Annotated in this window: 15 protein-coding genes; all 15 read right to left on the reverse strand. The window is 46.2% G+C overall.

All coding sequences use genetic code 11. The features are described 5' to 3' along the window. Positions 1-23: 23 nt before the first annotated feature. Positions 24-1,262, reverse strand: coding sequence for an MFS transporter (locus Q3W56_RS16995; protein WP_302896257.1), 1,239 nt, complete (start codon positions 1,260-1,262; stop codon positions 24-26). 311 nt (positions 1,263-1,573) lie between these two features. Then, positions 1,574-3,121: an L-glutamate gamma-semialdehyde dehydrogenase gene (gene pruA, locus Q3W56_RS17000; RefSeq protein ID WP_302896258.1), complete on the reverse strand. Its 1,548-nt coding sequence runs from the start codon at positions 3,119-3,121 to the stop codon at positions 1,574-1,576. A gap of 238 nt (positions 3,122-3,359) precedes the next feature. Then, positions 3,360-4,634, reverse strand: coding sequence for a glutamate dehydrogenase (gene rocG / locus Q3W56_RS17005; RefSeq protein ID WP_302896259.1), 1,275 nt, complete (start codon positions 4,632-4,634; stop codon positions 3,360-3,362). 176 nt (positions 4,635-4,810) lie between these two features. Further along, on the reverse strand, positions 4,811-5,275 hold the full coding sequence (gene bslB / locus Q3W56_RS17010; protein ID WP_019716100.1) for a biofilm surface layer hydrophobin BslB: 465 nt from the start codon (positions 5,273-5,275) through the stop codon (positions 4,811-4,813). Between the two features lie 319 nt (positions 5,276-5,594). After that, on the reverse strand, positions 5,595-6,050 hold the full coding sequence (locus Q3W56_RS17015) for a dTDP-4-dehydrorhamnose 3,5-epimerase family protein (protein WP_019716101.1): 456 nt from the start codon (positions 6,048-6,050) through the stop codon (positions 5,595-5,597). Further along, positions 6,043-6,894, reverse strand: a complete 852-nt coding sequence (gene rfbD, locus Q3W56_RS17020; RefSeq protein ID WP_302896260.1) for a dTDP-4-dehydrorhamnose reductase — start codon at positions 6,892-6,894, stop codon at positions 6,043-6,045. The genes Q3W56_RS17015 and rfbD overlap by 8 nt, the downstream gene beginning before the upstream one ends. Before the next feature lie 13 nt (positions 6,895-6,907). Then, entirely contained in the window at positions 6,908-7,855 is a 948-nt protein-coding gene (gene rfbB / locus Q3W56_RS17025) for a dTDP-glucose 4,6-dehydratase (protein WP_302896261.1), read from the reverse strand. Continuing rightward, positions 7,855-8,595, reverse strand: a complete 741-nt coding sequence (locus Q3W56_RS17030; RefSeq protein WP_302896262.1) for a sugar phosphate nucleotidyltransferase — start codon at positions 8,593-8,595, stop codon at positions 7,855-7,857. Before Q3W56_RS17030 ends, rfbB begins: the two co-directional genes overlap by 1 nt. Before the next feature lie 12 nt (positions 8,596-8,607). Further along, entirely contained in the window at positions 8,608-9,636 is a 1,029-nt protein-coding gene (locus Q3W56_RS17035; protein ID WP_302896263.1) for a PseG/SpsG family protein, read from the reverse strand. Positions 9,637-9,638: 2 nt separating this feature from the next. Next, positions 9,639-10,361 (reverse strand): glycosyltransferase family protein, encoded by a 723-nt coding sequence (locus Q3W56_RS17040; RefSeq protein WP_302896264.1) that lies wholly within the window; start codon positions 10,359-10,361, stop codon positions 9,639-9,641. Beyond that, positions 10,354-11,475: an N-acetylneuraminate synthase family protein gene (locus Q3W56_RS17045; RefSeq protein ID WP_302896265.1), complete on the reverse strand. Its 1,122-nt coding sequence runs from the start codon at positions 11,473-11,475 to the stop codon at positions 10,354-10,356. The genes Q3W56_RS17040 and Q3W56_RS17045 overlap by 8 nt, the downstream gene beginning before the upstream one ends. After that, positions 11,442-12,344 carry a GNAT family N-acetyltransferase gene (locus tag Q3W56_RS17050; RefSeq protein WP_302896266.1) on the reverse strand — a complete coding sequence of 301 codons (903 nt, stop codon included), beginning with the start codon at positions 12,342-12,344 and terminating at the stop codon, positions 11,442-11,444. Before Q3W56_RS17050 ends, Q3W56_RS17045 begins: the two co-directional genes overlap by 34 nt. Continuing rightward, positions 12,345-13,514, reverse strand: a complete 1,170-nt coding sequence (locus Q3W56_RS17055; RefSeq protein ID WP_302896267.1) for a DegT/DnrJ/EryC1/StrS family aminotransferase — start codon at positions 13,512-13,514, stop codon at positions 12,345-12,347. It abuts the gene before it with no gap. 32 nt (positions 13,515-13,546) lie between these two features. Continuing rightward, the gene (locus Q3W56_RS17060) at positions 13,547-14,959 is read right to left on the reverse strand and encodes a CDP-glycerol glycerophosphotransferase family protein (protein WP_302896268.1); all 1,413 of its coding nucleotides are present in this window, start codon (positions 14,957-14,959) and stop codon (positions 13,547-13,549) included. Between the two features lie 4 nt (positions 14,960-14,963). Next, complete coding sequence (gene spsA / locus Q3W56_RS17065) at positions 14,964-15,734, reverse strand: spore coat dTDP-glycosyltransferase SpsA (protein ID WP_302896269.1); 771 nt, start codon at positions 15,732-15,734, stop codon at positions 14,964-14,966. Between the last annotated feature and the right edge of the window lie 40 nt (positions 15,735-15,774).

Raw genomic sequence — 15,774 nt, forward strand, 5'->3', positions numbered from 1 at the left:
GTTTTTGTTATTAGAAACTTTGTTTATTGAAATAAGGAATGGTCGGCTTTCTGCTCATGTTTACCGTGCTTTTTATATGCGAATACACTGAGTGCAAATCCGAGCACTGTAATGGCGGCGCAAATCAATCCAACGGCTGCATACCCGTATCCTACATATACAGGCCCCATCAAAGCAGATCCTAGTGTCACAGCGAGATTCGAGGCAAGGCTGTAATACACCATGATTTTTCCGCGATGATGTTCTGAGCAGTCACTCAAAATGGTGCTAAGCAGTGTCACCGTCAAGCTTTGCATTACTCCCCAAATAAACAGGCTGACAATTAACAGAATCATTGAAGCCGGTGCATAAGCTAAACATGCCAACAGCACACTGATGACCCCCAGTGCAATAAAAAGGGAGCGCATTTTTCCGATTCGATCAGCAATCTTTCCTGTAATAACGCTCATGGAAAAACCGATGCCGTAAATCATAATAAATAAGCTCGCAGCTGTATTTCCTCCGGTAAAGACGTCTTGGAGATAGGAGCCTAAAAATGAATACATACCGTAAAAACCAATCATATTACAAAAGGTTATCGTAATATAAACGGGTACTCGCGGGACTTTCAGCGCATCCCGGAATGTTCCAGCCGGCTCTTCTTTTTCTTCCTTGCCGCTGTTTTTATGTTCGGCATGACGGTGCATTTCAAGCAGGATCAGCAGCACAACCAGAACGCCCATCAAGGCGAAGATCCAAAATGTCCATCTCCAATGCAAGACGCCGCCGATAAATGCTCCGATTGGCACACCGAAGATCAGTGCCAGCGACCAGCTTGATACAATCAGTCCCATCACCTTGCCCCGGTATGTATAAGGAACACGATCTCCTACAACTGCATAAGCGGTCGGCACAAACGCTCCCGCAGCCAACCCCGACAGCGCACGTCCTAAAAAGAAGAAAAAGATATTTTGAGCCAAAGCGCATATTACTGTTCCTATGATAAAGATGATAAGCCCTGCCATTAAACTCAGTTCTCTGGAGTATTTATCACCTAAAGGAACCAGTAGCGGCGCACCGATAAAAATCATAACACCGTAAATACTGATAGATAACGCCAGGACACTGACATCTGAATGGAAGGCTTTTGCCAAATCCGGCAGCAGCGGTGAGATCACAAGCTCTTCAGATCCGGCCGCAAATACCCCCATCGTTAAAGCCAGCGCTAACATTAGCGGAAAATGATGTTTTGTTTTGATGTCATTGTTTTGTTTGCTGTTCATTCTCGCTCCAACACCTCTTCCATCATCTTCATAAAGTTAAATTAATTCTAGCATTGTTTTTTCACATTTAGCATTTCGAATGAAATTTTTATTGTATTTAGTGTTTTCATTCAAATATTAAAATAGATTTCTATATTCCATTTAAAAACCACGACTGAATTTAATGGTACTAGGGAAAAAAGCCGATATCCTCCGATGATTGGATGAAATCGTAAAAAAGCTCTCCGGTTCTCCGGAGAGCTTTTCTATTGCGTACGCCTTGGCCGAAATCGTGCAGTTCGCTACAGAACCGTACGGTTTGTTTCTCTACATTAAAAAGCTTCGGACGTTGTTTTCGCCTGCATGTGAAGAATTAAATAATCCGGGCCGCCTGCTTTTGAGTCTGTTCCGGACATATTAAAACCGCCGAACGGCTGATAGCCTACAATCGCCCCGGTACAGCCTCTGTTGAAATATAGGTTCCCGACATGGAAATCCTCACGCGCCCGTTCAATGTGCGCGCGATTTTTTGTCAGCAGAGCGCCTGTTAAACCGTATTCCGTGTTATTGGCAATCTCAAGCATATGATCAAAATCACGCGCTTTGCAGATCGCAACAACCGGGCCAAAAATTTCTTCTTGCATCAAGCGGGCGTTTTCATCAACATCTGCAAAAATCGTCGGCTGAATAAAGTAGCCTTTTGAATCATCGCCTTCACCGCCGGACAACAGCTTGCCTTCAGATTTGCCGATTTCAATATATGACATGACTTTATTGTAGGACGCTTCATGAATCACGGGACCCATATACGTATTAGGATCTTCCGGATTGCCGACAGCCAGCGATTTCGTCAGCGCCACAGCTTTTTCCACTACTTCATCATATACATCCTGATGGATGACTGCGCGGGAACCTGCTGAACACTTCTGACCTGAATATCCAAACGCTGAATACACGATAGAAGACGCAGCAAGATCAAGATCAGCGTCCTTGTCGACAAGCACTGTGTCTTTTCCGCCCATCTCAGCAATTACCCGCTTCAGCCATTTTTGGCCAGGCTGCACTTTGGCGGCACGCTCATAAATCCGGCAGCCGACTGCACGGGACCCTGTAAATGAGACAAACCGTGTTTTCGGATGTTCCACTAAGAAATCACCGATCTCCGCTCCATCTCCCGGGATGTAATTCAAGACGCCGTTTGGCAAGCCCGCTTCCTCCATGACCTCGACAAATTTTGCAGCTACTACCGGGGCTGCGTCTGCCGGTTTTAAGAGAATTGTATTTCCTGTCACAATTGCAGCCGCCGCTGTACCAGCCATAATCGCAAGCGGGAAATTAAATGGAGAAATGACGATGCCGACGCCAAGCGCTTCGTAATGGTATTGATTGAACTCGCCTGCACGGCTCTTCACCGGAGCTCCTTCCTTGAGGCTTAACATTTGCCGCGCGTAGAACTCTAAAAAGTCTATCGCTTCAGCTGTATCCGCATCAGCTTCCTTCCACGGTTTTCCCGCTTCCTTTACAAGATAGCCTGAAAATTCATGCTTTCTTTTACGTAAAATAGCCGCTGCTTTGAAGAGGATATTCGCGCGGTGCTCCGGTCTTTGTTTTTTCCAAGATTCAAATGCCTGCAATGCGGCTTGCATCGCTTTTTCAGCAAGCTCTTGATCCGCTGTAGACGCGTACCCAACAATCTCTTCTTTATTTGCCGGGTTAATGGAAACAATTTTGCGGTCCGTTTCTATTCTTTCTCCATTTATGATTAGCGGATAATGCTTGCCGAGCTGAGTGTTTACAAATGCCAATGACTCTTGAAATGCTGTTTTATTCTTTACCTCCGTAAAATCAGTAAATGGTTCGTGCGCGTATGATACTGTCATATGTAGTCCCCCTCATGGTCATGAAATATGTTTTCTTATATAAAAATGCAAGAATCATGCCGTTTTTTTGTCTTTTGCTGAAAAAACTTGTTGAATCGAACGGTAATTGATCTCATAGTCCACACCTTTCTCTTTCTCCGATAATGAAACGCAAATTTTATTTGCAGGTCTCACTCTTCCCGGATAGGTTAAGCGCAAAATTTTTTTGCGCCAGAAGAGAATATCTCCCCCTCCAAATTTAAACCCATCCGCGGAAACGTGATGCTTCTGCCGATTTTCTGATGCCGGTCATGTAAGCCGCCAAACGCATATCGACTTTATGTGTTGCTGCTGTCTGATAAATAGTTTCGAACGAATTGACCATGACATTCCTCAGTTTTTCTGCGACCTCTTCTTCTGGCCAATAATATCCCTGGTTGTTTTGCACCCATTCAAAATAAGAAACCGTGACGCCGCCAGCACTCGCCAGGATATCAGGCACGAGGAGCACGCCTCTTTCATTCAGGATCTTAGTGGCATCAATGGTTGTCGGTCCATTCGCTGCTTCGACGATGATTGACGCTTGAATGTTATGTGCGTTTTTGGCTGTGATTTGATTGGCGATTGCCGCAGGCACTAAAATATCGCAATCCTTTTCAAGCAGCTCCTCATTCGTGATGACGTCTGTAAATAAGTTGGTAACCATGCCGAAGCTGTCCCGCTTATCGAGCAAATAAGGAATATCAAGGCCGTCCGGGTTGTAGAGCCCGCCATGGGCATCCGAGATCCCGACCACCTTCGCGCCCGCATCGTGCATGAATTTGGCAAGAAAACTTCCCGCGTTTCCAAAACCCTGTATGATGATCCGCGCGTTTTGCAGCTTGATTCCTTTTTTCTTAACCGCCTCTTCAATACAAATCGTGACACCCTGTGCCGTTGCCGTTTCCCGGCCTTGCGATCCGCCTAAAACAAGCGGTTTTCCTGTAATAAAGCCCGGAGAGTCGAATTCCCGCAGCCGGCTGTACTCATCCATCATCCACGCCATAATTTGCGAGTTGGTGTAGACATCGGGAGCCGGAATATCCTTTGTCGGGCCCACGATCTGGCTGATGGCACGGACATATCCCCTGCTCAGCCTTTCCAGTTCTCCAAATGACATTATGCGCGGATCACAAATAATACCGCCCTTTCCGCCGCCGTATGGAAGATTGGCAATTCCGCACTTGAGCGTCATCCAAATGGATAATGCCTTGACTTCCTCTTCATTGACTTCAGGATGAAAACGCACGCCTCCCTTTGTCGGGCCGACCGCATCATTGTGCTGCGACCGGTAGCCTGTGAACACTTTGACGCTGCCGTTATCCATTTTTACCGGGATGCGGACAGTGAGCATTCTCTGCGGCTCTTTCATAAGTTCAAACATATCGCCCGGATAGCCAAGTTTCCGAAGGGCTTCCTTAATGATCGTTTGGGTAGACAGAAATAAGTTAAGACCTTCTTTTTCCTCATCTTTCTTGACTTGCTTTGCTGACATCTTTTTTCACCTCATTGTTTTTCTGACCGGCCATAAATGTAAGCGCTTTTAAAAAACAGCCGGCCAATTCCTTTCTTCATTGGATTCATCCTTATAATCATGCAAGATCCGTACCAGTCTTTTAATCAACAAAAAAAGAGACTGAAAACATCTCAGTCTCTGATCACATCTATTTATTAACGAGGCTCAATTACCAGCTGCGTTTCAGCATTAAAACTGCCGATTCCCAACCCGTTTACCACATCGCCTTTAATCGTGTAAGTGCCTGCACGCGGAAGCGTTTTGCGCACCATGACGAGGTCAAATTCTGTTGCGCCTAACAAATCAAGCGTAAGCGGGAGTCTGACTGTTTTTCCATTGTTTAATATCTGTGTTTCTTTCAGTGTTCTTCCATTCACTGAATCTCTTGTCGTTGCATGAAACCCATCAGGAAAACGAAATTCTACCGCTCCTAGAGAAAGCACCGCATTTGGTTTATATGTTACTTCAATATCAGAAGTGGTCCACTCTTTTGTGCTGTTGATCGTTTTAGCCTCAATCGATGCAGACTGCGCATGAGCTTGGCCTGAAGGCAGCAAGATTGATAGTAAGACAGCTGAACTGATGAATAATGAAGATACAAATGAAGTTCTTTTTAACATAACATTTCCCCCTCAATTCATTGTCGGTATTGGCCAGAGCGTCCTCTGTAGAAAAAGTGTTTTGCTGTCATTCGCGAATTATCTTACTTCTTCTTCAAGATCAATCTATCATCATTTTCCATGGAAGTAAATGTTTTTTAAGGATTTTAACACTTGCGATTCTTTAAGAATTTCATCCTAGTTATACAAGGTTCGAATGGACAATTTACTCTTTTACTAGTCACATCCACCTGTTGACTTCTTCCGTTTATCCTATATTGAAAAAAGGGACAAAAAAAGGCGAAGATGCCTCCGCTCTTCGATTGACCACGTTTCTTCTTTATCTAAATTCGGTATTCCAGTTAAAACCGATCGTCTCATCATTCCACGGAATTCTTTTTTCATCAGGCTGATCCGGATTATACGACATGGTGGTGAAGTAGATAATCGTCAGCGGTGTTTCTCCCAGCACTCTGTACCCGTGGGCGACCCCTTTTGGAATCAGTAACAGCATCGGATTGTCTTCGCCCATATAATAGACGTCAGTTTCTCCTTTTGTCTTTGAGTCCTTACGCAAATCGTAAAGGACAACCTGGGCGTGACCGGTTGGGAAAAACCAGAGATCATCCTGCTTCTCATGATAATGAAATGCTTTAATTACTCCCGGATAGCTTTTCGACCAAGAGGCCTGCCCGAAATGCTCAAGAAGATTCTCATCATCCCGAACCAGTTCAGCAAAAAAGCCCCTGTCGTCACTATGCTTCGTCAATTTTTTCACCTTGACTCCTTCAATCACGCGCACTGCTCCTCTCCTGCAAATACTCCCGAAGTGCTTCCCGCCAATGGCGAGGGCGAATGCCGGCTTCTTCAACGGCTCGATGGCTTAGCACAGAGTAAGCCGGACGGGGCGTTTTATTTCCGTATTCTTCAGTCGTGACAGGCAAAATGACTGTGTCCAGTCCGCTTTCTTCCATAATGGCCTTCGCAAATTCATACCAGCTGCATACGCCTGAATTGCTGACATGATAGATGCCCGGCGGATGGCTGAACAGCTTGATAACCACTTCTGCTAAATCCTTCGTATAAGTCGGCGAACCTATTTGATCGCTTACAACTCTCAGCTCTTGTTTCGTTTCAGCAAGTCTCAGCATGGTCTGAACGAAATTGCTGCCGCCATGTCCGTACACCCACGATGTTCTGATAATCGTGCTGTCTTTTGTTGCTAATCGAATCAGTTCTTCTCCGAGCTTTTTGCTTTTGCCGTAGATGGTGTTCGGATCGAGGGCATCGTCTTCCCTGTATGGCTGGGTACCTTTCCCGTCAAATACATAGTCCGTGCTGATATGAATATATTGAGCGCCGATGCGGGTTGCCTCCAGCGCTGTATAATAAGCGCCGATTCCGTTAATCGAGTACGCTAAATCAAGTTCTGTCTCGCATTTATCAACCGACGTAAACGCGGCCGTATTGACCACGATATCCGGCTGATAATGGCCGAACGAATGCCGTACTGAGCGCTGGTCAGCAATGTTCATCATCTTCTTTGTTAACGCAATGACCTCATATCCGGCTTGCTTCAGCTGGCGGCACAGTTCCAGGCCAAGCTGTCCTCCCGCACCAGTCACCAACACCTTTGTCAATCAGATCACCTTCTCATCGGTCATTGTCTGTATACCAGCGAATCGTACGTTCAATGCCTTCTTCAAACGGTACTTCCTGCCGCCAGCCCAGTTCGTTTTTCAGCTTAGATGCATTGATCGCATAGCGCCGGTCATGCCCTTTTCGGTCTTCCACGTGGGCGAACAATTCCTCACAGCCCAGATGCTTCATGATGATGCTCGCCAGCTCTTTATTCGTGCGTTCATTTCCGCCGCCGATGTTATACACCTCACCGTCGGTTCCTTTTTCTAAAATCAGCTTGATGGCGCGGCAATGGTCCTCCGCAAACAACCAGTCTCGGATCTGATGCCCATCACCGTACAGCGGAACCGGTAGACCTTGCTTCGCATGTCGGATAATCGTCGGAATCATTTTTTCGCTGTGCTGGTAGGGGCCGTAATTGTTGCTGCATCTTGTAATAATGGCCGGAAGCTTGTGGGTTTTTACATACGATAACACGAGCAAATCAGAGCTTGCTTTGCTGGCAGAGTATGGGTTATTAGGAGAAAGCGGCGTCGTTTCAGTAAATGCGGGATCATCCGCTTCTAAATCTCCGTACACCTCATCTGTTGAAATATGAATTAGCTTCTTGGCTTTTCCCTGCAAGACCGCTTCAGCCAATCGGTATGTCCCCATGACATTTGTGGTGATAAACGGCTCCGCTTGGGAAATGCTTCTGTCCACATGCGATTCCGCAGCAAAGTGAATCACGCCGTCATAGGTCTCATCAAACGCCCGATCGATATCCTCCTGAACGCTGATATCCCCTTTTACAAAGCGAAATCGGCTGTTTGCCTTTAGTTTTTCCATTTCCTGCGGGTGGCTGGCGTACGTCAATTTATCTAAAACGGTAATGCGTGCATCCGTTTCCTTCAGCATGAGCTTTGTAAACGTGAGCCCGATGAAGCCGGCCCCGCCCGTAATTAAATATGATTTTGCCATCACTTTTCGTCCTGTCCCTTCTGTAGAGCCTGATGTACAAGCTGAGAGGCGTGATGAAGCGAATCGTGAGTTCCTGCATCGACCCACCAGCCTGATAACACATCATACGTAAGCTGGCTGTTTTCGATGTATAGATTATTCACATCGGTAATTTCCAGCTCTCCGCGCTTCGACGGTGATATTTGTTCAATATACGAAAATACTTCCGCATCATACATATAAATGCCGGTTACACAAAGGTTGGTCGGCGGGTGTGCGGGCTTCTCAATAATAGAACAAATCCGCTTGTTTTTCTCATCAATCTCAGCAATCCCGAAGCGTTCCGGATCATCAACTTCTTTCAGCAGCACCTTTGCTCCTTTTCCCTGCTGTTCAAAACGCTCCTTAAAAGGCTTTAATGAATCTTCGAATATATTATCACCTAATAATAAAATGAAAGGCTCTTTTTTCGTAAAGCGTTTTGCATAAGACAGCCCATCCGAAATGCCTGATGCGGCTGGCTGAACCTGATAAGTGATTGTGACGCCAAGCTCTTCCCCGTCCCCAAGCAGTTTATAAAATTGCGGCATATGCTCTTTTTGGCTGATGAGCAAAATATCATTTATACCGGCTTCCTCCAGCTTCATGACCGACCAGTAAATCATCGGATAAGGGCCTACAGGAAGCAAATGCTTGTTAACGGCCTTGGTTAAGGGCATAAGGCGTGAGCCGTTTCCACCGGCTAAAATAACACCTTTCACATTAACACTTCCTTACATGTTTTTTATATCTTGATCATACAAATCTTTAAGAATCGCTGATACGCGCTTGATGCCTTTGCCATCCACGAGCGGTCTTCCTGCCTTATGCAAAGAAAGACGAAGAGGATAATTGCTGATGATCCGTGATATCTGATAGGTAAGCGTTTCATCCGATACAAGCTCTCCCAAGCCAAGATCAAGAGCGGCGCCTAGCTCAGCAAATGTTTTGGCTGTTGCCGTTTGGTGCTCAACCTGAGAAAGAACTAGGCACGGCACGCCGATGCAGATGGCTTCGTACAGGGAGATGCCGCCGGCGACAATGGCTGCATCCGCTTGTTTCAACATACCCGCCATATCATTAGTTTGCCCGATCACCGTGTACTGCGGCTTCTTTTGAATCTGCCTTCGAACCGCGTCCTGATGCGGTGAAGCGCTCCCCATCACAAACATCATATTTTTGCCTTTCATGGCGGGGACATGGCCGGCTGCAGCCAACACTTTAAAAACAAGCTGCTTCGGATCACTTCCTCCTAATGCAACAACGATATTGCGGCATTTTCTCTTAATTGTGTAATTATTTCTTGCGGTTTGGAAGGCGGGGTGAAGAATAAGATAATCCGGCCCCTCATAGATGCGGGTGCTTCCCTGATCGTACACCCTGCTGCTGATATCGCCGTAAATTCCGTTGATGACTGCGTCACTTTGTTGAATCGCTTTGGCGTTTTTCTCTTCAAAAAGTACAATTTTTGCATCTGTTTCCGCCTTTATTTTCTTTAACAGCTCAACAGGTGCGCCTAGAATATCAAACAAAAGCAGATCAAGTTTCTTGCTTTTTATTTCCCGGAGAATAAATTGGTGCTGCTGCAGCTCCGGCTTTACGATGACATGCCAATGCTCTTCATGAAGAAATGGTTCAGACTCCTGATTCGTGTAAAACGTAATCAAGCCGCACTGTTTGAGTTCATCAGCAAGTCTCTTCATCCGGACAACATGGCCCATGCCCTTTTCATAACCCCCGTCTGCGACAATCCCAATATGCATGGCTATTCAGCCTTTCGTTCATTTGCCGCATCAGGATTACGGTTCAGGAGGCTAATGAGCTCTGAGGCGGATACATCAAGGCGCTCGCCTGCTTTTTGATAAAGGGCCTTTATTGATTCATAGTCTTCCTTTGTGTCAATGGTCAGCCGGTATTGAGGGCCGCGAAATGGTTCCGGCGCCTCTAAAAACTGAACGCGATAAAGATCTGGATGATCTCTTACATATAACGTGACATGCTCCTGATATTGATCCTCCAACGCCTGAATGCGGCTGATGTCTGTTAACAGCTTGGCGCTGACCGCTTCGCCACAAATCCCTAACGGGGTATTCAGAATATACGTATAATCCGCTCCTTGATTAAGATGCGCCTTCATCATCATATCGAGCAGCTCCGGATCAACAAACGGATTTTCACCTGTCAACCGGACGACAACTGTCGGTTTGACAGCCTCAATGACCTTCACAAACCTGTCGAGAACACGTTCCTCGCTGCCGCGAAAAACGCGAAAGCCATGTTTAATACAGTGTGCCTCTAATATGTCGTCAGTTTCTTTATCGGACGTGGCGATGACAAGATTATCCTGATCCATTTGATAAAACGCGCTTTGCCGGACACGGTGAACGATTATATCGAGTAAGCGATTGGATCCGAGCCGACGCAGCACTTTTCCCGGAAGCCGTGTAGAACCCATTCTGGCTTGAATGATAAAGAGAATGTCATTCATGAGTCGGGCTTTCTTTCAATAAAATGTCATCCCAAACAATGCCTGTGTCGGCCGGAATGTCTCTTACAGCCCGAACGCCGCCGGTCAGCAGCTCAAAAAATCTCGGGTGCATCCCCTGCGGCTTTTGCCCGGGGCGAAGCACTGCAATATTTTCTTCACTAAAAGCTTCACCTTTTTGAATCGGAGCCGTTGTAAAAATTCCTCTGTATGCAAAACTTCGAATTTCTCCTTCGATGGCGGTCGTTGTTTTGTATGAACTGCCAAGCAGTTTTTCAGAAACCTGCTTCCTGATTCCTTGTTTCATCTCGGCCTCTGTTTTCCTGATGCTTTCGACCATTTCTTTCAATTCATCCGGATTTAACGCAAACGAGTGGTCGGCGCCCGGCAGGTTTTTATCAATCGTAAAATGCTTTTCTATCAGTCTTGCTCCGAGCCGAACCGCGGCACACGGCGCTTCTGTCGGATGCTCGCTATGATCAGAAAAGCCGATAATCGCCTCAGGAAAAGCGGCGGCAAGCATCGGAATGACGCTGAGGTTGCTGTACTCCGGCGGCGCAGGGTATTTCGCCACACAATGCATAATGGCAATTTGATCGTTGCCCTCCGCCCTGATGGTGCTCCAAGCTTCGTGAATATCAGAAATTTCCGCTCCGGCTGTCGAGAATATCATCGGCCTGTTCATACGGGCGACATATTTGAGCAGCGGAAGATGGTTAATTTCATAGGATGCGATTTTAAAAGCGCTCGGCGAGGTGGACTGAAGCAGGTCGGCTGACCCTTCGTCACATACTGTGCTTAAAAAAATCACCTGCTTTTCGCGGCAGTAATCCAATAGCGGAGAAATCCACTCAGCCGGCATTTCCATTGATTGCACTAAAGAAAAAATAGAGACATCCTTACCCGCCGCTGTTTTGTATAAACCAGGATCTTTCTGGTACATCTTATCAGCCTGGAACATTTGGAATTTCACAGCATCCGCTCCAGCTTCTGCTGCTGCATCAATCAGCGCAAATGCCTGATCAAGCTTTCCATCATGATTAATTCCCGCCTCGGCAATAATAAATACAGGCGCGTCTTTGCCTAGAGTTTTATTCGCGATCTGAAACTCTGCCATTCTTTCGCCTCCTTGCCCGGCCAAATATGATAATAATAATATGATTGTTCAGCGGTGAAGCCCATTCTTTCATAAAGGCGGATTGCCCTTACATTGTGAAGCTGCGTCCCCGCTGTTACCGTTTTATGCTTCTGGGTCTCTGGTTGTTCTATGAAATTCGCCACTAAATGAAACGCGATACGTTTTCCTTCAAATCCCGGCTTTACAGCCATCAAATCGAGAATACATTCATCTTCTCTTAATAAGCCCTGAAGATAGCCGATGACCTCGCCATTATGCTTAGCGGCAATGTTTATAGCCGCCCTTCCATTCAGGTTGTTTCGTGTCCACTCCTGAAAAATTTTGTTTGCTGCTTCATTGCTGAGATGAGGATCTTGAAAATATCTGCTTTTTGTAAACGAGTCTCGGGCCAGCTCACATATCGCTTCTGTGTCTCCAGGCTCAGGCGGGCCCAGTTCAAAAAACGGCGCTGTTTTATCATAAAAAGACGGGGGCTTCGCCAGCTTCAGCAAACTGCCGACAAAGTAAGAGGATGGCTGCTGCTGTATCACATGCGCGGCTCTGATATCTTCAGCCGGAACACGAACAAAAATAAAATCCGTTTCATCCATTTGGCGCACAGAATAAAAAGCTTCAAACAGACTCTTCAGCTGCCCGGCGCTGTTTGCCGCAAGAAGTTTGACGTTCATAACTTTCTTATGAAGCATCTGGCTTTCCCACAAAGAATTTTCGTACAGCAAGACGCCTTGGAGCCTGCTGTTTTCAAAAAGACCGAGGGAAAATTGATACGGAACGTCCAGTGTAAGCTGCCTGCTTTGGAGAAAATTCTCAATCTCCTCTTTGGCGACATTTTCTTTTACCGTGTACACTTAACCAGCCCCTTTTACAATATCCCGCACAGCTTCAATAACATCATCTACATCCTCGTCGGACATTGATGGATAGAGCGGGAGCGACAGGGTTCGTTTATAATAATTCATGGAAATCGGAAAGTCCTTTTCCTTAAATCCGAATTGCTTTTGATAATACGGATGAACGTGTATCGGAATAAAATGAACGCTTGTGCCGATATTGTATACATCCTTTAATGCCGTAATCATTTCGCTGCGCGTGACACCGGCCTGTTTTTCATCAACTTGCAGAACATATAAATGCCAGGCGTGCCTGCCGTCATCATGAACAAACGGTGTGATCAGCCCCGGTATCTGCTGAAAAGCGGCTTGGTAATGGGCGGCAATCTCTTCTCTCCGTTTCTGCATATCATCCAGCCGTTTCAGCTGATGAAGTCCGAGAGCAGCCTGCAAATCAAACATGTTCATCTTATAGCCGGGCGATTCGACTTCATAATACCAGCTGCCATTTGAAGAATAACGGTTCCATGCGGCTTTGCTCATGCCATGAAGGCTCAGCACCCGGATGTTATCGGCAAGCTCCTCATCGTCTGTCGTCAGCATGCCGCCTTCCCCTGTCGCCAGGTTTTTAGTGGCGTAAAAGCTGAATGCCGTCGCGTCCCCGATAGAACCGATCATTCTTTGCTTATACGTCGTATACACAGCATGGGCCGCATCCTCCAGCACGAACAAGCCATGCTTTTGGGCAATTGCCAAGATCGCATCCATATCACAGGACTGCCCGCCGAAGTGAACGGGCACAACTGCTTTCGTACGCGGTGTGACGGCCGCCTCAAGCTTTGCCGGGTCAATATTGAGCGTGTTTTCGTCAATGTCCGCAAACACAGGCGTCGCTCCTGTATGAATAATCGTATTGGCGGTCGAGCTGAACGTAAGCGGAGAGGTAATGACCTCGTCACCCGGCCCGATTCCTTTTGCTTTCAAAGCCAAAAATAAAGCAGCGGTACATGAATTCAGCGCCACGGCGTGCTTCGCCCCGACAAACGCGGCAAATTCTTTTTCAAACTGCTGAACCTTCGGGCCTTTGGAGAGCCATCCCGATTCAAGCGTTGCTGTAACCTCCTGAATTTCTTCCTTTCCGATTAATGGCAATGAGTAAGGAAGAAAATGATTTCTCTTCTGCACCATTTCTTTGCGCTCCTATCATTTTATTCAGTATCTTAACGCCTGTAATCAACCCCTGTTTTGGCTTTCAGTTCAGTAAATAAAGCGTTTGTTGATTCTGCCACCGGATAATTGGCTTTTGTAAATGCCAGACGCGCCTCTTCTGCTTTTTTATGCACGGCGGGACTTCGAAGAACCTCAATCAAGGTGCGCACCAGTTCATCTGGCTGATCAAACATAAAATCACCAAGAGATTCATAATACGGATATGTGCGGTTTCCGGATGATTTCCCAATTAGCACAGGCTTTTGAAACAGCATGGCTTCAAGTCCGACCGTTGAGGTTTGCGTCACTGCAACGTCAGCATACGGCAGCAAATCATACAGATCCAGCTCTTTTGTGATGACCCTGCATGCTTTATGTTTTTTCGCCGCAGCGTGATACAGATCAAGCTTGTTTTTTCCAATCTCCCAAGGATGAGGTTTGATGATAATTTGCAGCTGCTTTTGATTGGAAAGTCCTTTTAGCACATCGGTATAGAAATTTTCTGAAGCAGGCTGGGTCGCAATGAGAACGATTTTTTTAGACGGATGAAATCCAAGTTTTCGATAGAACATGAACATATCCATAGGGGGTTTTTTAAAAATCTGATCGAAGCGGGGATGTCCCGTTACGAGAATTTGCTCAGGCTTACAGCCCTTTTGTTTGAACCATTCCGCTTCATAAGCGCCAAACACAGCCTGGTAAGTTGTAAATATAGGCAAAAAGGCTTCATCGCCCATCAGCGCCCCATGCTGGAGACAAATACTGACTGCCCCCCTTCTTCTACACATGAGAGCAAGCACCCGGCTGTAAATGTCTTCTGTCGTTCCGACGACAACAGCAGAAATCTTCTCTTTGGCAAACAAGGCCTCGACCGCATCAATGGCTTCCATAAATAAAGGAATATCCTTGCAAAGCCGATCACGAAACACCTGATCTCCGAATGCCGGATGATCGTCAAATGCGGATAAAATTGACATGGCTTTTTTAACATAAGGCTTCGGATCGCCTTTTTGGCCCGACTCTGCAAGATCACGCTTACAGATGACAGGCAGCCCGCAATAATCCGGCAGGCTCCATTTTGCCAAGACCGCTGTTTTCCCCGGATTAAATTGCTGGTAATTTTCAGTTGAAAAACGCAGATAATCAAAGTGCAAAATGACTTTTCCCTTAACAGGTTTGTCATTTGTTTTACCGATATTCTGTATTTTTTCTTCAAAAAACGGTTGAATCTGCTCGTCATCAATATACTGGTCCACCGCTCCGAATAACTCTGGCTCTTCTTCCATCATTACCCTCAGCTCAGGGCTGATGTATTGATAAAAATTACTGATAAGTCCAAGTGGAATCTCCTTGTAGCGCAGTCTGTCAAAAAGCTCTACATACTTCCGGTACAGCACCCAATAATTGCTTAAATAGGCCGACAAGCTCTCACCTCATCCCAAGCTTTTTTAATGATTCACGCAGCTCGCGGCAATTGCGCTGCGGAGGAAGGTTCCGGACGAATTCATTTTTTTCTGCTTCAAACAGCTGAAAGTGAATCGATTGGTCGGTAATATAATTCAGATCAAGCTCCTCTGCAAGCGGATAAAACGGATAAAAATGATTGACCCTCCAAAAGAACCGGGCATCACCGATCCGGTAAAACGCCGGGCTTTCATCCCAATACGAGCCAAACTTCTCCTTTACCTTCTCCAGCACAGAACACCTATGCATCACCGAGCAATGATCGATGACGCACGGCGCGTTCCATGTCACTTGAGCGGCAGGTCTGGCAGTTTCTTTTACAATGCCGCCATTCTCGTTTAAATGATAGGTTTTGGAGGCTGAGTAAATCACAGCCTTTTCAGGATGGGCATCGAGCTCTCGCACCATTTTCAGGAGCCGGTCCGGCATATAGATGTTGTCATCCGTTGCATAAGTGATATATTCACCTTCCGCCATCTCAAGTGCCTGATTGATCAGCGCCGCGTACCTCGTTTTTTCCGTTCTTTCCTTTACTCCAGATACATCACTTTGATAAAACCGCACTCGGTTATCATTCAAAAAAGGACGGATGACATTCAGCGTCTCTTCATTGGAGTTGTCATCCATAATAAACAATTCAAAATCTGAAAACGTTTGTGAGAGTATGCTAGAAATGGACTTTGCCACATAATCGCTTTTGTTAAAGCTCGTCATAATGACTGATACTTTCGGCAAACCCTACACCTCCTTCTTGAAACTTCACACCTGAACCTAA

This window comes from Bacillus sp. C28GYM-DRY-1 (assembly GCF_030519405.1).
Classification (GTDB): domain Bacteria; phylum Bacillota; class Bacilli; order Bacillales; family Bacillaceae; genus Bacillus; species Bacillus spizizenii_A.